The following is a 22,800-nucleotide window of genomic DNA, read 5'->3' as shown; positions in this document are numbered from 1 at the left end:
CATCAGCAGCGCCGGCAGTCCCGATGCCGTTCTGGCCGAGGTCGAATCCGGCGCCTCAGCACTTGCCAGCGCAGGCGGCCCAACGCCGAAATGGTTTCGCGGCGCCACTGCCGAATACAGCCCGTCGGCGATCGCCATGATCCGCAAGCTGGGCTTCAAGATCGCCGGCTTTTCCGTCAACGGCGACGGCGGCTCGCTGCTCGGCGCCAAGGTAACCGCCCGACGCATCGCCGCCGCCAAGGATGGCGACGTCATCATCGCTCACATCAACCAGCCGACCCATGCGGCGGGCGAGGGCGTCGTCCAGGGCCTGCTGGCCCTGAAGCAGAAGGGAATGACCTTCGTTCGCCTCGACGATGCGGAGGACGTGGGCAACGACGGCACTACCGATTGACCGGGGTTGAGTGAGTTGCCGGGCTGTGTTGAGATTCAGGTCAGGCCGAGCCGAAAATGGTGGTCTCCGAGAACCGGAGCGGAGCGTACTTAAAGTACGTGAGCACCGGAAGCGCAGGAGTTCCCCGTTTGCAGGCCGGCATCACCTGAATATCAGCACAGCCTCACTCCGGCGTGGCTCCTACCGTCACCTTGCTCGTATAGAACGCGCCATGATCGCGGATCTCGGTCATCTCGTCGAAGGGCTGCTCATAGGCCCACATCGCGTCCTTGCCGCCTTCGCCGGCCGGCACGACCCTCCAATAGCTCGCATCGCCCTTGTAGGGACAATGCGTCGAATGCCCGGTCCTTTCGAGCTTGCTGAAATCGATGTCGTCGAAGGGGATGTAGAGAACCGCCGGGTAGGGCGGTTCCGAAAGCAGCTTGGCCCGGGTCGACCTGGCGATGACGGTGTCGCCGGCGCTGACCGTGACGGCGCCGCGGTACGGCTCGACCGTGATCACCTTGTCGGGATTGCGTTGAAAGCCGGGTGCGGGATTGGCGCGCTTGTCCATGACGGTCTCCTTCTCTAACACAAGGTGTGTCGGCGAGGCCCCTCGCGCAAGGTTGCACGGTTGCGCGAGCCCGCGTCAAAGTGGAATTTTCTTCTAACCGATGCCGACAGTCAGGCGGCGGCCTTGAATGCGTCCATGAGGCCGGCATAGGCGGCAGCGATGCCGGCCACCGGATTGGTGCTTCTCGCCGCGGTCTCGACCTTCAGCGCGCCGCCCGTGGTCGACAGCGTGAGCAGCAGGAACTGGCGGTTACCGCCGTCGCCGACGCATGCGGCGGCGACATGCTGGACTTCGCCGTCGTTCTCGACGCACATCTTGAACAGCAGCGTTCCGCCGACAGCTTCCAGCGCGCCGCCGACGACTTCGGCAAATTCATCGTCGGAAACGGCTTTGGAGTCCGGCGTCAGATCGTCCAGACTTTCGGCTAGCGTGCTTTCGAGGGTTTTTTCATCGAGCTGCGCGTCCATGCGAATCTCTCCATCCGCCAATCTCACCCAGCCCGTTAATGAAGCTTAACGGCGACGATGGCCGGATTATGGCGGGTTTCGCGGGTCGTTTCGTCCATCCACCTCGCTTGGACTTATGGTGGCTGGACAATCCGCCGGATCATTCCACAATGCGTGAAACAATGACGCGAAAGCGCGAAAAAGGGAGGAACCGAGATGCTCGGACTGATGCAGGAATGGCCGCTGCTCTGCCACAAGCTAATCGATCACGCCGAACGCCAGCATGGCAGGCGCGAGATCGTGTCGCGCTCGATCGAGGGGCCGATCGTGCGCACCACCTATACCGAAATCCATCAAAGGGCACTCAAAGTGGCTGAGCGGCTGGAGCAGGACGGCTTCGGGCTCGGCGACCGCATCGCCACGCTTGCCTGGAACACGGCCCGCCACATCGAGGCCTGGTACGGCATCATGGGCATCGGCGCGATCTACCACACGCTCAATCCGCGCCTCTTTCCCGAGCAGATCGCCTGGATCATGAACGACGCCGGGGACAAGGCGATCTTCGTCGACCTGACCTTCGTGCCGCTGCTGGAAAAGATCGCCGGCCAGGTCAATTCGCTGAGGCGGGTGATCGTGCTGACCGATCGGGCGCATATGCCGCAAACCTCGTTGCCGAATGCCGTTGCCTATGAGGAATGGCTGGCCGAGGCCGCCGGCGACTTCGCCTGGAAGAGCTTCGACGAGAACACCGCCGCCGGCATGTGCTACACCTCCGGGACGACGGGCGATCCGAAAGGCGTCGTCTACAGCCACCGCTCGAACGTACTGCACGCCATGATAGCCGCCATGCCCGATGCCATGGGCGTTTCGACGCGCGACGTCGTCCTGCCCGTGGTGCCGATGTTTCATGCCAATGCCTGGGGTCTCGGCCAGACCGCGCCGATGATCGGCGCCAAGCTGGTGATGCCGGGCTGCAAGATGGACGGCGCCTCGATCTACGAATTGCTCGACACCGAAAAGGTAAGCTTCAGCGCCGCCGTGCCGACGGTGTGGATGATGCTGCTGCAATATCTGGAGGAGACCGGCAAGAAATTGCCTTATCTCAACAAGGTCGTCATCGGCGGTTCGTCCTGCCCGCGCGCCATCACCGCCAGGTTCCAGGACAAATACGAGGTGCAGGTCGTGCATGCCTGGGGCATGACCGAAATGTCGCCGCTCGGCACGCTATGCACCATGAAGCCGGAATATGAAGGGTTGACGGGCGATGCCAGGCTCGACGTCCAGGGCAAGCAGGGCCATCCGCCCTTCGGCGTCGAGATGAAGGTGACCGACGACGAGAACAACGCGCTGCCCTGGGACGGCAAGACCTTCGGGCGTCTCAAGGTGCGCGGCCCGGCGGTCGCGCGCGCCTATTACGGCGGCGTCGGCTCCGAGCAGTTCGACGCCGACGGCTGGTTCGACACCGGCGACGTCGCGCATATCGACGCCTGCGGTTATATGCAGATCACCGACCGCGCCAAGGATGTCATCAAATCGGGCGGCGAATGGATCTCCACCATCGATCTCGAAAACCTTGCCGTCAGCCATCCCGATGTGGCGGAGGCCGCGGCCATCGGCGTGCCGCATTCCAAATGGGGCGAGCGGCCCCTGCTGGTCGTCGTGCTAAAGCCCGGCAAGGAGCCGAGCAAGGGCGACATCCTCGCCTTCATGAGCGGCAAGGTCGCCAAATGGTGGATGCCGGACGATGTCGCCTTCGTCGGCGAAATCCCCCACACGGCCACCGGCAAGATCCAGAAGACCACCTTGCGACAGCAATTCAGGGACTATCGCCCGCCAACAGACTGAGGAATGTTCAATCAGCGATTCCACCGGACACTGAACTGCGCTAACTCTCGGCGCGGGTTGGGGTGATGCGGCAGACGATGGCTACAATTTCTGAACGGCAAACGTCGAGGGCGGCCGGCTGGTCGCGGCGGACCGGAGCGTTCTCGCTCGTCCTTCTGCTGACCGCGCTTGGCGGCTATCGGCTCGACCTTGTCGACACGCCGCCTTTTCTTTGGGTGCTGGCGATCGTCGCGCTGCTTGCAGCACTTGCGCTGCTGCTCGCCGGGCTTGCGCTGTCGAGATTGTGGAACTTCGGCGGTCGCGGCGGCCGCGATCTAAGCGTGGGCGCGCTGCTGGCGCTGCTGGTGCTTGCCCCTTTCGGGATTGCGGCCTACTGGGCGACCATCTACCCGCCGCTGCACGACATCTCGACCGACCTCGAGGATCCGCCGGTGCTCGATACCAGCGACCGGACGAGCGGCATGAACGCGCTGGAGGCGCCGACGCCCGGCGAGCAGAGCCTGCAGGCGGAGGCCTATCCGCTGGTCACCGGGCGCAGCTACAACCTGCCCTTCGAAACCGTCGTCGACGCGGTCGAGACCGTGCTCGACCGGCGGGACTGGCAGCTGACGGCGCCCTATCCGGATATCAGCGGGCAAAGCGAGGCGACGATCAACGCCGTCGCCAGGGGCTTCGTGCTCGGCCTGCCGGCAGATGTCGCCATCCGCGTCACCGACGACGGCGATACGGTCATCGTCGACATGCGCTCGGCCTCGCGCTATGGGCGCTACGATTTGGGCGACAATGCCGCACGCATCACCGAATTCCTCGGCGAGCTCGATCAGGAGGTCGCCGGCCAGGTCGGCGCGGCGCCGGCCGAGTGATCTAGAGCGTTTCACCGTTTCATAGAAACGGCGAACCGCTCTATCTCTTTGTTTTGACGCAATTCCTGACGGAAAACCGTGTCACACTTTTCCTGGAATTGCTCTAGCCGGCAGGCGTGAAAATGCCGTCGATCGCCGCATCGCCTTCGGTAGCAACAAGCCCGCGGGCCACCAGGTCTTCGAGATGGGCGAGCACCGACAGGCCGGCGGCGCCGTGCAGCCGTGGGTCGGTATCGCAATAGATCGCTGCGACCATGTCCTTGATCGTGCGGTCGCCGTCCGCGATGCGCTCGAGGATCGCCCCCTCGCGCATCTTGCGATGCGCCTTCAGCGCACGCATGAAGCTGCGGGGCTTGGACACCGGACCGCCATGGCCGGGCAGCAGCAGGCGGTCGTCGCGCTCGATCAGCCTGTCGAGCGATTGCATGTAGTCGGCCATCGCTCCATCGGGCGGCGCCACGATGGACGTTGCCCAAGCCATGACATGGTCGGCCGAAAACAGGATGCCGGTGCCTTCGAGCGCAAAGGCGGCGTGGTTGGCGGTATGACCCGGCGTCAGCACAGTACGCATCGTCCAGCCGTTGCCGTGAGTAAGGCTGCCGTCCGCCAGCGCGACATCGGGCACGAAGCCCAGGTCGGCGCTGGCGTCGAGCGGGTTGATCTCGCCGATACGCAGCCGCCGCGCCGGCCGGTGCGGGCCTTCGGCGAGCACGGGGGCGCCGGTGCGCTGCTTCAGCTTGGCCGCGAGCGGCGAATGGTCGCGATGGGTATGGCTGACGAAGATGTGGCTGACCGGCCTGCCGCCGATCGCCGCGAGAAGCGTCTCGAGATGCTGATCGTCATCCGGTCCCGGATCGATCACGGCAAGCGTGTCGCGGCCGACGAGGTAGCTGTTGGTGCCGTGGAAGGTGAAGGGGCTCGGATTCCTGGCGGTGATGCGCTGGACGTCCGGCGCGACCGTGACCGCCTGGGCATAGGCGGGATCGAAACGTGTGTCGAATTCAAGCGTCATGCCGGGTCCTGCTCTATGAGCGGCAAAACGATTGCCGCTTCCCCCGGAAGCCAATATAGGAAAATCAATGCATGTCGCCCAAAAGTGCGCAGCGGTTTTGGGAGAACGACATGCATCAAGACAGTTTCTAAAGCGCGTCGCCTGAATCCGTTTCTGCGCGACGCGCTTTAAGGCCAGCAAATCAGCCACAACGGGGAAGACCATGGCAACTGCAACCACGATGCGTCCGCTCGTTTCTCTCGCTCTGCCCGACCAGGGCGCTGCCCGGCTGGCGACCCAGCTCTTCCTGGCGCTTGCCGGAACCCTCCTGCTTACCCTGTCGGCGAAGACGAAGGTGGTGCTCGGCCCGGTCGACCTCTCGCTGCAGACGCTCGCCGTGCTCTTGATCGCCTCGGCCTTCGGCATGCGCCTTGCCGTCGCGACGCTTCTTCTCTACCTCGCCGAAGGCGCGTTTGGCTTGCCGGTCTTCCAGGGCACGCCGGAAAAGGGCATCGGCATCGCCTACATGCTGGGCTCCACCGGCGGCTACCTCGCCGGCTTCGTGGTGATGGCGGCGATCGCCGGCTGGGCCGCCGACCGCGGCTGGGACCGCCAGCCCTTCAAGCTGTTCGGCGCCATGCTGGCCGCCGAGATCGTCATGATGGCGATGGGTTTCGCCTGGCTGGCGGCGCTGATCGGCCCGGAGAAATCGTGGCAGTTCGGCGTCGCGCCGTTCATCGCCGGCGACCTGATCAAGGTCGCGCTCGCCGCCAGCCTCGTGCCGGCGGTGTGGGCGGTGCTGCCGAAGCAGCGTTGATTTCAGTAAGCTGAATGCAGCCGGCGGAGCGATCGTTCCGCCGGCTTTTTGCGCGACCGCCCCCTCAGTGCCGGCGGCCGTCGAGGTGGTGGTAAAGCTCGGCGTAAGCCATGCCCATCCGGTCGGCAGTGAAAAGACGAGCGTAGCGGTCACGCGCGGCCCGGCCCCATTTCGCCACGTCGTCCGGCGAATCGACGAACCGGTTGATGGCTTCGGCAAGCCTTGCCGGATCCGAAGGCGGAACGACCAGCCCGGTCTTGCCGGCTTCGTTCACATAGCTTGTTCCCGTTCCGAGATCGCACGAGATCATCGGCCTGCCGCACATGGCCGCTTCCACCAGCGAAAGCCCGTAGGCTTCGGACCTCTGGTTGGAGGGGAAAACGAAGCCGAGGCAGTTGTGGAGCAGCACCATCTTGCGCGGCTCTTCGACCTCGCCGAGGAAGATGACATTGTCGCAGCGCAACCTCTCGGCCTGCAGCCTGAGCTGGCCTTCGATGGGCCCGGACCCGGCGATGACGACCTTGCAGCGAACCTGGCCGGCAGCCTGGATCAGCACGTCCAGCCCCTTGTAGTAGCGCAGGACACCCACGAACAGCACGAAGGGTTCCGCAATCGCCGACCAGCACCAGGCATGGTCGGCTTCGCTCGGCGCCGGATATGCGCCTTCATCGATCCCGATGGGAATGACCTTCGCCTTGGCCTCGAAGGCTTTGAGCACCGGGCTCGATCTCAGATAGTCCGGCGATGTCGCCACGACAGTATCGACATGCTTTAAGAACCGCATCATCAGCGGTCTGTAGAAGGGCACGATCAGCCGCTGCTTGACGATGTCGGAGTGGTAGGTGACGACGCTCGGTTTGCCGTGCCGGGCATGAAAATGCACGATGTCCATGAACGGCCAGGGAAAATGGTAGTGGATGAGGTCGGCCTTCCCGGCCAGCGCGCCGAATTGCCGAAAGACCTCGCGCGAAAACCCGGTCGAGGCCAGCTCGAAATCCAGTCTGGCCTTCCGCGCCATGTGCCCGTCGATGCGACGGCTGCTCTCTTGCGGGGTGCGGCTCAACGAAAGCACTTCGGTTTCGATGCCACGGCGAGCGGTGCTTTGAGCGATGGCGTGGATCGTCCGCTCCACCCCGCCGAAGGAATCCGGCCAGTATGTCTTGAAGAAGTGCAGGACTTTCAAACGCCGCTCTTTCGTCTTTGCCGGATGGCCTGTTCAAAGATATGCAGCATGCCCCTGGCGTGGTTTTCCCAGGTGAAGCGCTGGGCATTCCGGCGCGCCGCGGCAGCAAGCCGTTCGCGCAATTCGGCATCGGCGCAGAGCCGGTCGAACCCATCCTCGATCGCCGCCGGGTCGCTCGGGTCGACAAGGACGGCGCCGTCGCCGGCGACTTCCGGCATGGATGAGGTTCTCGACGTCAGCACAGCCTTGCCGAACGACTGTGCCTCGACGATCGGAAAGCCGAAACCCTCGTAAAGCGACGGCATGGCGAGAAACAGGCAGTTCGCATAGAGCGTGGCGAGCACGCTGTCATCGACGAAGCCGGTGAATCTGACATTGGTTTCGAGCCCGGCGTCGCGCACCTCGTCGGCCAGCCCCGTCTGCTTCCAGCCCTTGCCGCCGACGATGACCAGGTCGCAGCGCGATCGCATGCCCGCGGGCAACAGGCCGTAAGCCTTAATCAGGGTGCGAAGGTTCTTTCTGGGCTCCAGCGTGCCGACGAAAAGCGCGTAGGGCCGGGTGATGCCGAGGGCTTCCAGGCTCGAAAGACCGAGCGGCGCCGGCAGCGCCGTCGTGCCCGGCGCAACCGTCCTGACCGGCGCTTTCAGCCAGGGGAACTCGGCCGCCAGCGCCGCCGCCATGGCTGTCGAATCGGCAACCACGCAATCGGCGGCCTTCAATGCGGGCCTCATCATCAGGCGGTCGCCCATCCAGGTGCGGGTTCGCATGGTTTCAGCGGCGTGCAGCCAGACGAGGTCATGGATGGTGACGACCCGTCCGATGCGGCTGTCGAGCAGGAAGGGCAGGCGGTGCGATGGCCCCCAGAGGATGTCCAGCCCGTCGCGCCGCGCTTGGCTGGGAAGCACCGTCTGGCCCCAGACCATGCGCGAAACCGCACCGTTGAAGCCGCCGGTGCGGATAGAAACGCCGTCCGGCATATCGTAGCCCGCCCAGATCCGGCCCGGAGCATAGACAAACACATCGGCGCCGAGCGCCGTCAGCGCCTTGATCGAATTGTGGACGAACCTGCCGATCCCATCGGTGGCCGATCCGAGGTTCCTGCCATCGACCCCGACTTTCAATGGTTTCTCCGGAGATGGGCTGAACGAAGGATTCCGGACATTTGCACCGCGGGTAGGAGAGGCGTTGGAAACACAATTTGCCTGGAGCGTAATGCGACGCTAGCCCCCTAGCATACATCTCGCCAATTCGGTAACGCGAAGGTGGAAAGACAGTCTCGCTTGGGGAAAATCGCTTGCGCCTCAGCCTGATGATGGTAGATGCACGGCGATCCCATTCCACAATTCGAGGGCGATCTTCTGCCAAAGCTGATTATCCAGATTCCTTGCTACAACGAAGCCGAAACACTGGCGATAGCGCTGAGCGATCTGCCGCGGACCCTCACAGGCTTCGACAGCGTCGAATGGTTGGTGATCGATGACGGAAGCACGGATGAAACGGTCAGGGTCGCCAGGGAAAACGGCGTCGACCACGTTGTAAGGCATACCAACAATCGCGGCCTAGCCTACGCCTTCATGACGGGTATCGAAGCCTGTTTGGCACTTGGCGCGGATGTCATCGTCAACACCGATGCCGACAACCAATACCACGCCGCCGATGTTCCGGCCCTCGTCAACCCGGTGCTGGAAGGACGTGCTGATATGGTCATCGGCGCCCGGCCGATATCGGAGATAGATCATTTCTCCCCGATCAAGAAGGTCCTGCAGAAGATCGGCAGCTGGGTGGTTCGGGTCAGCAGTGGCACCGATGTGCAGGATGCCCCTAGTGGATTTCGCGCGATCTCGCGAAATGCTGCGCAGCGGCTGATGGTGTTCAACAACTACACCTACACGCTGGAAACCATCATCCAGGCCGGCCGCAAGAACATGCGCGTGGTTTCGGTGCCGATCCGCGTCAACGGAGATTTGCGGCCGTCCAGACTGGTTAAGAGCATCCCCTCCTACGTGAAGCGCTCGATCTTCACCATCGTGCGCATCTTCGTCATCTATCAGCCGGCGCGCTTCTTCGGCATTGTCGCGGCGCTTCTTTTCGGACTTGGTTTCCTGATCGGGCTGCGCTTCCTTTATTTTTATCTGACTGAAGGTGTCAGCGGTCACGTTCAGTCGGTTGTGTTGGCGGGTGTGCTGATGAGCATGGGCTTCCAGGCCCTTCTTGTCGCCTTTTTGGCCGACGTGATAGCTGCCAATCGCAAGCTTCTCGAAGACATTCGCTACACGCAGCGTTCGACTCAAGGCGACGGGGTCAAGACTTTCCCACGCGATAAGGAAGCGGCATAGGCGGATGAAGGTAGTCGGTGGACAAGCGGAGGATGGTATCGTCATAGGCAACACCTATGACAAATATGGCACGCGAAACCCTATTGCCCGGCGGATGGTAGAAGGGTTTGAAAGCTCTTTGTCTGGCCTGGTGGCAAAGGCCAACCCGGGCACAATTCACGAGGTCGGATGCGGAGAAGGGTACTGGGTCATGCGCTGGCTCGGTCAGCACATCGACGCGCGTGGCACTGACTTCTCCACCCAGGTGATTGGCATGGCAAAGGAGAACGCTCGCGGGCGCGGTCTGGACCCTGAGCGTTTCGCCGTCCGCAGCATCTACGACGTTGCACCGGAACGCGACAGTGCCGACTTGATAGTCTGCTGCGAGGTGATGGAGCATCTCGAGGAACCGCAAAGGGCGCTACACGCGCTGCAGCGCATCGCGACTTCGGACCTTATCCTCAGCGTGCCGCGCGAGCCTCTTTGGCGCGCGCTCAATCTGGCGCGCGGGAAATATGTCTCGGCGCTGGGGAACACGCCCGGCCATCTGCAGCACTGGTCGCAGCGCGGCATTGTCTCACTGGCATCGCAATTTTTCGACGTCGTGGAGGTTCTGGCGCCGCTGCCATGGACCATGCTGCACTGCAAGTCGAAGAAAAGACGCTGACGATGGCGCTCAGCCCGAGCGCCAGGATATGGCTCCATCGCGTTGGCGCTTTCCTTGGGCTGGCAGGCGTCATTTTCGTGGGGATCAGGCTCCATGACTACGCTGGGCAGATTGATTTTCACAGCTTGGGAGTTGGCGGCTATGCCGCGATAGCCGCCTTGGCCGGCCTGTATGGAGCGTCGAACCTGTTGCTGGCTCTTGGCTGGCGGCGGCTGCTGGGCTATCTCGGTGTCCCGGTCTCTCGGTTCTGGGCGATTGATGCCTATGCGATTTCGCAACTTGCCAAATATGTCCCCGGCAATATTTTCCAGTTCGCGGGGCGGCAGGCGATCGGCGTGGCCGCGGGCATCGGCAACAGGCCGCTCGCCAAATCGACCGCGTACGAACTGGCCGTCCTCGTTGTCGGTGGAGCGCTCTTTGTACCGCTTCTGCTGCCGCTGGTCGGCACTCCGGACTATCTCGGGTGGATTTCTTTCGCTGCGACGGTGACGGTCGCGCTTTGGCTGGCTGGCCGCGTCGGCGGCGCTGTCTTCCGCGCTGCCGCTGTCTTCTATTTAGGCTTTCTCACGCTTTCGGGCCTTGTGTTTGTGGCAGCCTTCGGTCTTGCAGGCGGGCCTCACGATTTCGCGCTCTATCCGGCGGTAGCCGGTGCCTACGTGTTGGCATGGCTCGTGGGGCTTGTGACCCCCGGCGCGCCCGCCGGCCTCGGCATCCGGGAGGCCGTTCTGCTGTTTTTGCTCGGCGGGCTCAGCTCCAGCCCGGTCATTCTCCTGGCGGTGGTGATCGGGCGGACGATCACCGTCCTGGGCGATCTTCTCTTTTTTGCCGGCGGGCTGGTCGCCGGTCGAATCTATCGGGTGGGCAATGAACGAAACTAGCGGAACCACATTTTACAAGGTCGGTTTTGGCTTACTCGGCGCGACTGTGCTTCTTTTTGCACTGTTTGTGAATGGCGCGCTTCCGGGTGCGATGGTGCCCACGACGGGCCAGGCTATCTGGATGCTGGGTTTCGCGCAGTCCTTCGCCAACGGTTTCTCGATTTATGCAACAAATTTTGGCTTGCCCGACCCCGCGCCGATCTCATTCGGACTCGCTGCGGCCTTGCCAACCGCGGTTTTCCTAAAAATCGGCATTCCCCCCGCCGACGCGTATTCGTTGGCATTCGCTATGTGGTTTGCCATCGCCTTTTACGGCGCATATCGGTTCGTGCGCCTTATCGGAGGCAAGGGTGGGATTTCGCTTCTGTGCGCTCTGCTATGGCTTACAGTGCCTGTCATATGGCAGCACTCGGATTATTCTATGACGTCTCTCGGAATTGCGCTTTTGCCGGCGTACTTCTACGCGGCGTTGCGGTTAGTGCGTTATCAGCGCGATCTGCCATCGTCCATTTTGTTTGTCGCCGCCACTTTGTCCTCGGTTTTCATGGATGGCTACAGCTTCATGATGTTCGCTTCGGGGACGGCAGTTCTGCTGTTAGTTGTGTTTGTGTTGAATTCGGTAGATCGTTCAGAATTATTATACAAGTGCTTGCCGATTTTGGTATCTGGGTTTGCAATTTCTTATTTATTTTACGCGAGCTATATCGGAAAGGTGGTATTTGAGCGGGAGGATTTGGATTTCTTTCGCGCCTTTGGGTCAAACGTAGAGTTCTTCTTCGTTCCTACGCGCGGGATTCTGTGGCTTCCTGATCTTTTCGGCATCAGTGCAGTTCGCCAAGAGATTAACTATTTCGGCGACGGTTCAGTATTTAACGCCTCGTTCGCACTGATTTTAATAATCGCTGCGATTTACTCCTTGGCAACGAAATCGTCGGACGCCAGGCTGAAGGTGGCGTTCCTGCTTATTGCCCTTTGCGGTTTCTATATGGCTTTGGGACCGTCATTCAAGTTGAATGTGTTGAGGCCCGAAGGCGTCGGCGCCTTAATGCCCCTCCAGTATGCGCCATGGCGGACCGGAACGGAGGTTCTGTCGGCATATTTGCCCGGGTTTAACAACATGCGTGCCAGCTATCGTTGGGTGGCGCTTGGCATGTTTGGAGCGTGGGCGTTGCTCGCACTGCATGTGGCAAGTCATCGCGTACAGCCCGGCTTTACAATTGCAATAATATTGGCTGGTATCGCCCTTAACATTCCGACCCATGCTATCGTGGCCGCCAATGCTGACTCCAGGCGGGCGATCGTCGGGATCGATGATTACATTGAAAGCCTGCGACCGGTCTTTCGTCCGTCTGAGAAGGTCGCCTTTCTGCCGTTCCGAAATGATTTCTTCGTCAACTATATGGCCAGCAAACTGAATGTTCGGGCCTATAATATTGGCGGTGACAAGAACCTCGCCACTGCGATGGCGGGTTGGCCCGACACAATGCGGGCGTTTGACCTGGGCGCGGCAGGGCCTGACTTCGGAAGCAACGTTTTGCAACTTCTTAAGAAGGGCGACGCCGACGTCGCGGTCATACCCTATATGGATCTGCTATGGGCCGCGCATGAATGGCCGCATCTACCCGAATACGTTGATGAAATGCAGCCCTTTGTAGATGAACTCCAATCATCCGGAGTAGTCGACATTACGCGCACCGAGAATTTCGCCTTTATTCGTCTCAGACCTAACACACGCCTCCCCGCTGGATAGGCGGTCTGACAGGTAGCGAATGTTGACGGGCCACGTTTCCTATACCGCATCGATAGATGTAACACTCGCAGCGGCTGCGGCTGCGTTTGGCCGATTCAAACGCGGGCAGAACCTAGAGAATTGCGCCGTTGCTGCATCTGTGAGCGGGGTCTTGAGTCGATTCGTTCGATTCACGAACCGAACCAGCTGTCGTGGTGGTGCTTGTTGTGAAGTGCTTTAAGCATCCCCTCCAGTCGCGCCGACAAACGTTTTTGTTGGTGCGCCGCGCACCACCGCTCTGCATCACTGGCTTTCTGTCTGGCCAAGTGAGAATTCGTGGAAAGCTCGGCAAGAAGGTTTCGAATTCCAAGCGAGATCGAGTCCGGATCGTGACCCGGCAATTCAAATACCGCTTCACGAACGTCATCGAAAATCGGAAGCGGTGTAACGGCCACTGGCCGCTTGGCTGCGATTCCATGACGAACAGCCGCACTCGAGGATTCGCCGGTATTCTCGTAAGGGAAAACAATTAGATCGGCATCGGCCAAAAGTGCGAGGCTTTCTTGGTCATCCAGGAACTTGGTATGAAGTTCCACGTGCTGATCCAGTCCTAAATCGCTGATCAATTCGAGTGCTTGATCAATAAGCTGACGCGATTGTGGACTGGCGTACTCTGCGTTCACCATCCGGAGTCTCACATCAACGCCATTCTTCCGAAGCAGGCCTATTGCTCGGATAAGTGTGTGAAGCCCTTTGTGAGGCAGAAAAAATCCATATGAGGCGAGGACATAAGACCGTTTGGAGGCGCGGTGAGACACATGCTGCGCGGGCCTTTCTGACATCTCGATCAGCCCATGTGGAAACAGTGTGACATTATCGACTAAGCCGATGTCCTTTAGACGATTCATGTCATCTACAGAATGAACGAGAAGTCTATGGCAGCACGACAAAGCTTCAGAAATATATTTAAGTTTTTTAAAGGGAGTTGAAGGATGATCATGCGTTGAATGAAGGGAAACAACAACAATAACTCCACGATTTACCTGTTGTTTGACAAATTTAGAAAACTCATTAAAGTCAAAAAAGGCATAGTTAAATTGGATAACGAGCACATCTACCGGTTTTTCGTGAATTAACCTGGATGCCGCGTCCAAATTACCGCCTTCTGACCAGCAACGAAATATTTTTTCATTCGGAAGATTGACGGCTGAATCGGTCGTGCCAAAGATGACTGGCCTCTTCGAAAACTCTGCCAGTAAGTGCTCTGAGTACCCTGCAATACCGCAGGTTTTCTTCCAGGTAGACATCCACCCGATCGAGGGCTCTTTCCGCTCTCTTCCGGCCGAGGATCCCCCCGCAGCTTCCACAAGCCGTTGAGCAACTCCTGTCCATCGAAATTCGCGTAGGAGTTTCTTCCGGCCGAGAGCGGCACGCTGCGTCAATTCCTCCTTCGGAAATTTGAAGACGCCGCGCATCGTATCGGCCAAGTGACTAATATCTGCAGTGGCCCAAACGGAATCACTCAAGCCGAAATGTGTTTGTGTTCGTTCGAATTGATAGTCGACTAGCCAAGCTATTTCCGGTTTGCAAAAATCAAGTTGCCCACCCCAAGCTGTCGTAATCACAGGGAGCCCTGACATCATAGCTTCAGCCATAGGGAGTCCAAACCCCTCGGCACGACTTGGAGCTACCAGCACATCGCACGCTTCATACAGTGCCTTTAGACGCGAATTATCAAAGTCCTCGATGATTATTTGAACGTTTGGAAAATCGGTGCGGTCGCCGACAGCCTCTCGAAGCCAACGGTCAATCTCATTATGTGGATTTGGGAATGTCTTTATGATCAGGACAACATTGTCCCGCGACGAAAAGGCTCTTCCATAGGCTTCCAACAACAGGTCGGCCCCTTTCCGGGGAAAGCAGGACGACACGTGCAGAAACTTGAAGTGGGCAGGTGATAGTTGAAATGTTGGGTCCGCGACTACACGGTCCCAATGGTCGATGCCACATCCGGAAACCGACAATGGCACTGTGACGCCGTGATCGATAAGAATTTTTTCCACATGAGGCGACAGACACGTGATCGCCTGCAAATGCTTGTTGAACTCTTCCACCCATTCGAGAGGGAAGCCGGATTCCTCCCAGGCATAGTGGTGGAGCATGTTGATCGGACTAACCATGTCCTCGACGCGCGGCGGATAGAGAATGCGACTGGTTACATCGACATCCCTTTGCCCGAGCTCTTGGGATCGAATCCACATAGTATTGAGATCCGGATTCTGGCCCAGATAATGTGGATTTGGCGGGAAGTCGCCCGGTCCCTCTGTGGAGAACAGCGCCACATCATGACCTAATTCCGATAGCGCGCGCGCCGTTTCTCGATTGAGTAGCGCCAAACTATAGCTGCTGTCGAACGGACCTTCGACCCGCCACTTTAGCTTTTTCGACAAATCGAGAGACGCTTCACGCTTTTTTGTAGCTCGGAAGCTGGCCTCTATAGCTTCTGCGGTACGCAGAAGGTCTTCGTCTGTAGCTCCGTCAACTGAAGCAATGGAGTCGATCAAAGCCCGATATCCGGTGTCGGTCCCACCTTTCACTGCCGTTCGGTCTGACTGGCTCAATGCGCTCTCGAATGCCCTGATCGCTTTTTCCGCGGACTGATCCCAGGAAAATAAACGCGCACGGTCCAATCCGCGCCGCGACAGTTCCGCGCGAAACTCGTCATCGGTGAGAGCGGCCAGCATCTTGTCGGAAATGGACCGTTCATCCATCGGGTCGAAAAGTGCTTTATCCCAACCTACCACTTCTGGAATACTTGTTGTTCCCGCGGCGATCGTCGGGGCACCACATTTCATTGCCTCCAATGCAGGAAGGCCGAAGCCTTCGTGCCAAGATGGAAAGACAAACAGTCGGCAAATATTATAAAGCTCCACAAGATCATGATCGCTCACATATCCAAAGAGACGGAAATCTTCGTCGGTTAGGCCCAAGGAGTAAGCTTTGGCCTTTATTTGCATCGCTGGGATTTCCCCAGTCTTGCCAACGATTCCTAGGATATGCTGGCGACGAATGTGAGTCGGGAGGGCGACAAACGCGCCAAACAACCGATCGATATTCTTACGAAAGTCGATGCCGCCCGTATACAGCACTAATTCTCGGTCCAATGAGAATTTTATGGCCGCGTCACTTTTATTAAACTGGACGATTTTTCTAAATTCACCAGAAGTTGATCCAGATATATTAAATACTTTTTGCCTGTCCAGAGAAAGGAGTGAAACAGCTTCGTCGGCTGTGTACTGGGATATCGCCAGGCAGATATCTGATTTCTTCAGGTAATCTATTTTCTCCAAATAGAAGTTCTCTGAAGGTGCGCCGGACGGAAGGTACATATCTCTATAAATATATGGGATCAAGTCGTACAGAGTAGTTGCTTTCAGAGATGATCCCGAAAGTTGACCTATGCTGGATGCAGAATGATCGCTGAAACCCTCAAACAAGCTGCTTATGTGGACAACATCCGCATGAAGTGACTCGGTGAAGGCTTCAAATATCTTTTCGCAGGCTGACTTTCGCCAGCCAATATCATACCAGTCGTCACCGAGGCGGCGATCGGGGCCGTTCCAGACGTGAAAAGAGTGATGCGGTGCCACCTTGCTCAGAGAATTAAATATAAGATCAACCGAGTCCGACATATTTCCGTTTAGTATAAAGCATACCTCATGATCCCCGCGGTTTCGATAGATTGCTTCCGCGAGAGAGATGGTATAGCGGCCAATCCCACGAAATCGGCTTTCGGTTTGCGCTCCCTGTAGGTCTAGAGCAATTCGCATTAGACTTCTCTTCTTCTCTTTAAAGACTGCTCAAGAGCCAGAAAAATCCTGTTGGCATCAGAAGACCTTAATATCCGCTCATCGATACCCTGATTGGTTCCGGGTCGAGGCGAATAGGACTTGGAAGAGTTTGGAAATCCGAAAAAAGTATTACGTGAGCGATTATCCGAGACAATCCTGGCTATAGCGAAATCGCGGAAGCGATTGAACAAAGTGGGGTGGCGTCTTAGTTGTTCCGATAAAAACGCTTTCAATCTGGGTCGCTGCATAACAAAGCGAATCGCAAGAACAGCAAGAGAAGTTCTCTTTGACTTCAGGCGAAAACTAATGCCAGCAATAACTCGCTTCAATACCCTACCAGTTCGGCGATATGGTCCCATCAGTTTCCATGATCTGCTCCGATAAATGTCTTCAATTTGCCTTTGCTGCGTTTCGGACTTTAGCCACCATTCGTGAGTGCGCGATGTTTCTATCCACAACTCATATTTAAGATTTGATATAGTGTCGCTATTTTCCAATGCCTTGGAAACGAGGCGAGCAATTTCAGCATCCCGCTCCTCAATAGCAGCTTGTTTATCAGCCAACTGCCCCGTGGCCGCGGCGTCTGCGTCGGCTATGTGTTGGTGTAGGCGAGCAATTTCGGCATCACGCTCCTCGACGGAGACTTGTTTAGCAGCCAGTTCCTGCCGCATCGGAGCAAGCATGTCAGATGTGCTGGACGCCGGAAAAACGAACTGATCGAAATGGTTCGGCCCCGGTCCGAATGAATCTTTCAGCTCCGGATGTTCTTCGCTGACGTAAAAGCGATTCAAACCGTCGAAATAGACGAATTCATAACCGAGCTCGTTGAGATGAGGTTGCCATTTCTCATGACTCTTTTCCGTCGAAAGCGGCAAGGTGCTTTCCACCACCACGATCCAAGGGCGCACTGCGGAACACCCCCAGCTTTCAATAACCGCAGATTCCATGCCCTCGACATCGATCTTGAGCCAGTGAACCTCCCTCTCGGCGTGACGGTCCAGGAGATCCTGGAGGCTGACAAGCGGCACCGAAATCTCTTTCATCTGGAATCCAGCTTCGACATGCTGCTCGGCAATGGCAGGGTCCCCGGTACTGAGGCCTGTGCACGGAAATTCATGGAGAGTCAGGAGACCTGTGCCTGTTCCGACGGCTGCCTCAATCACCTCCTCATCCGGACGCGCTTTGCGTATCTTGGCAGCATAGGCGGCGGTAGGCTCGACGTGCACCCCGCGCCAGCCTTGCTCGTAAAAGGACAGACTTACGGAATCCTCGACCGGATCCTGAGCCCCGATGTCGATATAGAAGCCGCGCTCAACAGAATTGAGGGCGCGCCACAGTATGACGTCTTCGAAATTCTGCGCGTATGAGGTGATCATCAGAGTTCAGGAAACAGTGAAAAATGAGCTTTGTTCAGCGACACAGGCGGAAGTTCGATGCGCCGGTCCTCAGGAAAGAAACTCGCCGCGATCAATCCATCGCCGCTGTAGGACTGCTGCACATCATGTTCGGCCAGAATGACGGCTCCGAAATCCAGCAGCGCTTCCCTGCAATCGGCATGCGTCGTTCGCGAGCCGGAAATGCTGCTATGGTGCGTCGACACAAGCGCGAATCGCACCTGCCTGCCTGCCACCGCTGCTGCCATTGAGCGAATGAAAGGCACCTCTGCCCCCTGTACGTCCATGTGCAGGATCTCGATAGTCCTCTCATTCGCCAACTTGGACACCGCAGCCATATCGAAACAAGGCAACGCGCGAATTCGTCCGTCCGACTCACAACGCAGCTCAAGGCTTTCGAGGCTCTCACCGCCGACACAGCCATTGTGAAAGCTGATGCGACTTTCCAACCGGTTCAAGCTTGCATTGTCCCGGCCCAGTTGAAGATTGTTTGGATCCGGCTCGATGCAGATCGCCGTCGCATTGGCGATTTCATGCAAATACCACAAGGTATAGTAGCACCAAAAGGAGCCCAGCTCCACGATCAGGGAATTGTGGCGGACGTACCGCAGAATATGATGAAAGACCAGCTCTTCCTGTGGCTCATGATGACCCCGCAGCGCACGGATGATTTGTGCCATCCAGTCACCATGATATCCACCCGCCTTTACCCGCAAGCCGTTGTGCATGATCTGAACCGGGCCATTCGGCGTGTCCTGGATGCGCCCTGCCTCCTGTACCTTCGCGATGCCATCGCAGTCGGCGCAACCGCTTGTCATTATTGCCCGTTCGAGTTCGTTCACGCTGCAGCCCCCCGTATAACGAACCGTGCGTCAAGCGCAGACGTCCCTGTGAAAAACGGACGGGTTGCATTTATCACATCGAAGACTAGTGCATTGTCCTGCCACTCGTAGTTATTCTCCAGATGTGTGTCTGAACTGGCCAGAGACAGCGAGAAGGAGTATGAGCCTTGGCCCAAAGTACAGGTGAAGGGCAGCTGGAACTCAATCTCCTCGCCTTCCTTGACATTTTGAAGGGCTTGGTCCGTGTGCCAAGTGTTTGTGCCCCAAACGACGTGGCCGGTGCGGTCGCGCAGCATGTAGCCCAGCACCAGGCGGGAAACATCCGCCTCTGCTATCGCCACTAACCTCAACATCAGAGACTGTCCTACTTGCGCAACCGTCACAGGTTCGCGGCTCTCCGTGTCGAGAAGTTCCAGCGTTGATGCCTTGACCTGAAATGTCCCAGACCTGGTGAACGCCCAGCCGTCTTTTTCTCGCCGCTGCTCGACAATCAGTTTCTTATTCTCCTTGGCCGCGATCAGGGCGTTGTAATAGTCGGCCACTTCATCGGGCTGCCCGTCCTTCAGGACATGCCCCTTGTCCAGCAGGATCACCCTGTCGCAGAGTGCTCTTACGTCGCCGAGGCTGTGGGTGACGAGAATGATCGAGGTACCAGCGGCCCTGAAACTGCGTATCCGGTCGAAGCTCTTGTGCTGGAAATAGCTGTCGCCAACCGAAAGCACCTCGTCGACGATCAGCACCTCCGACCGTTCAGCGGTGGCAAGGGCGAAGGCCAGGCGCGCCTGCATGCCGCTCGAATAGGTGCGAAGCGGCTGATCGAAGAATTCCCCGATCTCGGCGAAGTCCTCGATATGCGGCATCAGTTCGCTCAGCCGCGCCTGTGAAAGGCCCATCAGCCCGCCGGCATGGTAGACGTTCTGGCGTCCGGTGAATTCGGGATTAAAACCGAGCCCGAGTTCCAGAATGGCACTGATGCGGCCGCTGACATGCGCGGTCCCTTCGGTCGGCCGCACAGTGCCAGTGATCAGCTTCAGAAGGGTGCTCTTGCCGGCGCCGTTCTGCCCGATGAGCCCGAGCGCCTCTCCGGCCGAGAGGGAAAAAGAGATGTCCCTGACCGGCCAGAACTCCTCGGTGGGTTGGACCGGTGCCCCGAACCAACCCGCAAATCTCTTCAGGTTGCTTGCATAAGTTGCATAGCGTTTTGAAAGGTGACTGATGGAAAGCACGGTCACGGTTACAACACGTCAATGAGTTCAGGGCTTGCGCGCCGAAAGAACACGATCGCAAAGCCCATGCTCACCAGTCCCAAGGCCGCCGGCACGATCAGGCTTTCCGGACTTGGCCAGCGGTTGAACAACAGTGCGTCCTGATACAGCGCCACCAACGGCACGATCGGGTTGAGATTGAGCACAAAGGCGTACTTTTCCGGCAAGACGTTGGCCGGATAGACAATCGGCGTCAGCCAGTACCAGAGCTGCAGCACGATTGTCATGACCTGAGCGACATCGCGGATGAATACGTTCATCACACCGAGGATGACACCAAGGCCAAAGCCAATTGCCGCGATCAGGATGATTCCGACCGGCAGCAGGATCAAAGTACGGCCTGGCAGATGCCCGAGGAAGATGAAGATGATGAAAAGGGCGCACAACAGCAGCAAGTGGTTGATCAGCGCCGTGCCGCCAACGATGATGGGCAGGCACAAACGCGGAAAAACGATCTTCTTCATCACCGGCGCTTGTTCGATGAAGACGGTCATGCTGCGCGTGAGAATTTCGCTGAACAGCGTCCACGCCGCCATGCCGGACAGAAGGTAGATCGGATAGGCAGCGGGGCTGTCCGTATCCGGAAGCCGCGCCTTGAGGACCTCTGAAAGGACGATCGAGAAGATGAGCGCCTGCGCCAGCGGGTGGAGGATGAACCACAGGCCGCCCAGACGCGACCGCACGAAACGTCCCTTCAGTTCGCCTCTGATGGAGGAGAAGATGAAATGGCGATATTGCCAGAGGCTTCGGAACATAGATTTGACCTTTGCGCGCCGTCAGCGGACGTTGCAGACCTGGTGCCAATATCCGAAAACATCGGCAATTGTCTGTTCGAATGGCACCAGAGGCCCCCAGTTCAGCCTGTCGCGTGCCTTTGATGCATCACCCCACGCCAATGGAGTGTCGTTCGGGCGGAGCTTTGCCGGATCGATGCGCACTTCGATATCGATGCCTGCCTGCGCGATCAGCTTATCGAGGATGGTTCGGATCTTCCGAGGTTGGCCGGATGCGAGATTGTAGACGTGGTCCGGATCGGCATCGAGGTCCAGCGTCGCCGCGCCCGCATAGGCGCGCACGACATCGCGGACATCCAGGAAGTCGCGCTCCGCATCGAGATTTCCGGTGTGGATGACCGGCTCCCTCTTGCCCGACACGATCTCGGCAACCTGGCGGGCGAAGGCTGGCACCACATAGGTATCGGACTGACCCGGGCCGGTGTGGTTGAACGGCCGAAAGCGAACGGCGCGCAGCCCGTCATAGGCCATCTGGCCGATCATCACATCCGCTGCCGCCTTGGTGGCGCCGTAAGCCGTCGTCGGCCGAAGCGGCGCTGTCTCAGTCACCGGGCCTTCAATGCTCTGGAACGAGGCGCCGTAGGCTTCCGAACTGCCGACATAGACGAACCGCGCCCGCGGCGCATGGCGCATCACGGATTCGGCGAGGTTCATCGTCCCCATGACATTGACGTTCCAGGCATGCCGCGGCGCGTTGTTTGCATCGGCGGGCATCGCGACCGCCGCCAGGTGCACGACCGCGGTCGGCCGGACCTCACGCACGGCCGCCTCGACGGCTTCCGGGTCCTGCAGGTCGATGGCGTTTGTCTGCTTTGGGCCGTGACCGAACGCAAACACCTTGCATCCGCCATGGTCCCGCTCTAGCAACTGCAACAGTGCCGAGCCGACGAACCCGCTTGCCCCGGTTATCAGGATGCGATGGGTCAATGTATCAGCCATGAGGCAACAGCGGCTTTCTGCTCAAGACCGGCGTCCAGCGGGGTTGCTGTGGCGTTCGAGATCGGCATCCACCATTTCACGGATCATCTCTTCCAGCGAGATCGTCGCTTCCCAGCCGAGCTTCTGCTTGGCCTTTGCCGGATTGCCAAGCAGGATCTCGACTTCCGCCGGCCTGAATAGGTCGGGATCGATGACAAGGTGGTCGTCGATGTTGAGCCCGACATGCTCGAACGCGATCCGGCACATGTCGCGCACGGTCGTCGTCCTGCCCGTCGCCACCACGTAGTCATCCGGCTCGTCCTGCTGCAGCATCAGCCACATGGCGCGCACATAGTCCTTGGAGTGGCCCCAATCGCGCTTGGCGTCGATGTTTCCGAGCCGCAATTCGCTGGCCAGCCCCTTCTTGATGCGCGCGACCGCATCGGTGACCTTGCGGGTCACGAATTCAATGCCTCGAAGCGGTGACTCGTGGTTGAACAGGATGCCGCTGGAGGCATGCATCCCGAAGCTCTCCCGATAGTTGATAGTTATCCAATGGCCGTAGAGCTTCGCCACCGCGTAGGGAGACCGGGGATGGAAGGGCGTGGTCTCCGACTGCATGGGTTCCTGGATGAGACCGTACATTTCGGACGACGAGGCCTGGTAGAAACGGGCCTCCGGCGATTCCAGGCGCAGCGCCTCCAGAACATTTGTCACGCCTAGGCCGGTGACGTTCCCCGTCAGGATCGGCTGCTGCCAGGATGATTTGACGAAGGACTGGGCGGCAAGGTTGTAGACCTCGTCCGGCCTTACGTCGCGAATGGTTCGGGCGAGACCCGACAAATCCGTCAGATTTCCATCGACGATCCGGACGTCCTTCTCGATGCCCAGCCATTTCAGGCGCGTGGTGTTCACGTCGGCGGTGCTCGATCGCCTGGCGAGCCCGTGGACCTCGTAGCCTTTGGAGAGCAGGAGTTCCGCCAGGTAGGCGCCGTCTTGTCCGGTGACGCCGGTTATCAAAGCTGTTTTTGTCATCAATGTTCTCGGTGTGTCTG

The 22,800-nt window shown here is 58.8% G+C and carries 20 protein-coding genes; 8 read left to right on the top strand and 12 right to left on the bottom strand.

Going from position 1 to position 22,800, the window contains the following annotated elements; translation table 11 throughout:
* A partial coding sequence (locus EH240_RS24895) for a polysaccharide deacetylase family protein (RefSeq protein WP_483466608.1) occupies positions 1–394 on the top strand: 394 nt, incomplete at its 5' end.
* Between the two features lie 163 nt (positions 395–557).
* On the opposite strand, the gene EH240_RS24890 is transcribed toward EH240_RS24895, so the two are convergent.
* Both EH240_RS24890 and EH240_RS24885 read right to left on the bottom strand, forming a co-directional pair.
* Entirely contained in the window at positions 558–947 is a 390-nt protein-coding gene (locus tag EH240_RS24890; protein WP_125003565.1) for a DUF427 domain-containing protein, read from the bottom strand.
* Positions 948–1,057: 110 nt separating this feature from the next.
* A complete protein-coding gene (locus EH240_RS24885; RefSeq protein ID WP_125003563.1) occupies positions 1,058–1,414 on the bottom strand; it encodes a hypothetical protein in 357 nt (118 codons plus the stop codon).
* 195 nt (positions 1,415–1,609) lie between these two features.
* On the opposite strand from EH240_RS24885, the gene EH240_RS24880 reads away from it, so the two are divergent.
* Positions 1,610–3,238 (top strand): fatty-acid--CoA ligase, encoded by a 1,629-nt coding sequence (locus EH240_RS24880; protein ID WP_125003561.1) that lies wholly within the window; start codon positions 1,610–1,612, stop codon positions 3,236–3,238.
* Positions 3,239–3,315: 77 nt separating this feature from the next.
* A complete protein-coding gene (locus tag EH240_RS24875) occupies positions 3,316–4,101 on the top strand; it encodes a DUF1499 domain-containing protein (RefSeq protein ID WP_125003559.1) in 786 nt (261 codons plus the stop codon).
* Between the two features lie 103 nt (positions 4,102–4,204).
* Here the strand turns inward: EH240_RS24875 and EH240_RS24870 are convergent, their stop codons facing one another.
* Positions 4,205–5,113 carry an MBL fold metallo-hydrolase gene (locus EH240_RS24870; RefSeq protein ID WP_125003557.1) on the bottom strand — a complete coding sequence of 303 codons (909 nt, stop codon included), beginning with the start codon at positions 5,111–5,113 and terminating at the stop codon, positions 4,205–4,207.
* Between the two features lie 202 nt (positions 5,114–5,315).
* On the opposite strand from EH240_RS24870, the gene EH240_RS24865 reads away from it, so the two are divergent.
* Positions 5,316–5,909 (top strand): biotin transporter BioY, encoded by a 594-nt coding sequence (locus tag EH240_RS24865; protein WP_125003555.1) that lies wholly within the window; start codon positions 5,316–5,318, stop codon positions 5,907–5,909.
* A gap of 64 nt (positions 5,910–5,973) precedes the next feature.
* On the opposite strand, the gene EH240_RS24860 is transcribed toward EH240_RS24865, so the two are convergent.
* Complete coding sequence (locus tag EH240_RS24860; RefSeq protein ID WP_125003553.1) at positions 5,974–7,092, bottom strand: glycosyltransferase; 1,119 nt, start codon at positions 7,090–7,092, stop codon at positions 5,974–5,976.
* Complete coding sequence (locus EH240_RS24855; protein ID WP_125003551.1) at positions 7,089–8,213, bottom strand: glycosyltransferase family 4 protein; 1,125 nt, start codon at positions 8,211–8,213, stop codon at positions 7,089–7,091. Before EH240_RS24855 ends, EH240_RS24860 begins: the two co-directional genes overlap by 4 nt.
* Positions 8,214–8,411: 198 nt before the next feature.
* Here EH240_RS24855 and EH240_RS24850 point away from each other — a divergent pair, with 198 nt between their 5' ends.
* Genes EH240_RS24850 through EH240_RS24835 form a run of 4 tightly spaced genes read left to right on the top strand, consistent with a single transcriptional unit; the run spans position 8,412 to position 12,702 of the window.
* Positions 8,412–9,428 carry a glycosyltransferase family 2 protein gene (locus EH240_RS24850; RefSeq protein WP_125003549.1) on the top strand — a complete coding sequence of 339 codons (1,017 nt, stop codon included), beginning with the start codon at positions 8,412–8,414 and terminating at the stop codon, positions 9,426–9,428.
* Between the two features lie 4 nt (positions 9,429–9,432).
* A complete protein-coding gene (locus EH240_RS24845) occupies positions 9,433–10,074 on the top strand; it encodes a class I SAM-dependent methyltransferase (RefSeq protein ID WP_125003547.1) in 642 nt (213 codons plus the stop codon).
* Positions 10,035–10,952 (top strand): hypothetical protein, encoded by a 918-nt coding sequence (locus EH240_RS24840; protein ID WP_245436345.1) that lies wholly within the window; start codon positions 10,035–10,037, stop codon positions 10,950–10,952. Before EH240_RS24845 ends, EH240_RS24840 begins: the two co-directional genes overlap by 40 nt.
* Positions 10,939–12,702 (top strand): hypothetical protein, encoded by a 1,764-nt coding sequence (locus EH240_RS24835; RefSeq protein WP_125003545.1) that lies wholly within the window; start codon positions 10,939–10,941, stop codon positions 12,700–12,702. Before EH240_RS24840 ends, EH240_RS24835 begins: the two co-directional genes overlap by 14 nt.
* Before the next feature lie 170 nt (positions 12,703–12,872).
* Here the strand turns inward: EH240_RS24835 and EH240_RS24830 are convergent, their stop codons facing one another.
* The 7 genes from EH240_RS24830 to gmd form a co-directional block, all read right to left on the bottom strand.
* Positions 12,873–16,373, bottom strand: a complete 3,501-nt coding sequence (locus EH240_RS24830; RefSeq protein ID WP_167484146.1) for a glycosyltransferase — start codon at positions 16,371–16,373, stop codon at positions 12,873–12,875.
* A gap of 137 nt (positions 16,374–16,510) precedes the next feature.
* Positions 16,511–17,908 (bottom strand): FkbM family methyltransferase, encoded by a 1,398-nt coding sequence (locus EH240_RS24825; RefSeq protein WP_125003541.1) that lies wholly within the window; start codon positions 17,906–17,908, stop codon positions 16,511–16,513.
* Positions 17,908–18,768 (bottom strand): FkbM family methyltransferase, encoded by an 861-nt coding sequence (locus EH240_RS24820; protein WP_125003539.1) that lies wholly within the window; start codon positions 18,766–18,768, stop codon positions 17,908–17,910. The genes EH240_RS24825 and EH240_RS24820 overlap by 1 nt, the downstream gene beginning before the upstream one ends.
* Positions 18,765–20,000, bottom strand: a complete 1,236-nt coding sequence (locus EH240_RS24815; RefSeq protein ID WP_125003537.1) for an ABC transporter ATP-binding protein — start codon at positions 19,998–20,000, stop codon at positions 18,765–18,767. Before EH240_RS24815 ends, EH240_RS24820 begins: the two co-directional genes overlap by 4 nt.
* Before the next feature lie 2 nt (positions 20,001–20,002).
* Complete coding sequence (locus EH240_RS24810; protein ID WP_125003535.1) at positions 20,003–20,788, bottom strand: ABC transporter permease; 786 nt, start codon at positions 20,786–20,788, stop codon at positions 20,003–20,005.
* A 21-nt stretch (positions 20,789–20,809) separates the two neighbouring features.
* Positions 20,810–21,766: a GDP-mannose 4,6-dehydratase gene (locus tag EH240_RS24805; RefSeq protein WP_125003534.1), complete on the bottom strand. Its 957-nt coding sequence runs from the start codon at positions 21,764–21,766 to the stop codon at positions 20,810–20,812.
* A 21-nt stretch (positions 21,767–21,787) separates the two neighbouring features.
* On the bottom strand, positions 21,788–22,780 hold the full coding sequence (gmd, locus tag EH240_RS24800; RefSeq protein ID WP_125003532.1) for a GDP-mannose 4,6-dehydratase: 993 nt from the start codon (positions 22,778–22,780) through the stop codon (positions 21,788–21,790).
* Between the last annotated feature and the right edge of the window lie 20 nt (positions 22,781–22,800).

The sequence above is a fragment of the Mesorhizobium tamadayense genome (assembly GCF_003863365.1).
GTDB classification, from domain to species: domain Bacteria; phylum Pseudomonadota; class Alphaproteobacteria; order Rhizobiales; family Rhizobiaceae; genus Mesorhizobium; species Mesorhizobium tamadayense.
Note: the sequence above shows the minus strand (reverse complement) of the source record. Positions and strands in the feature narration are given on the sequence as shown.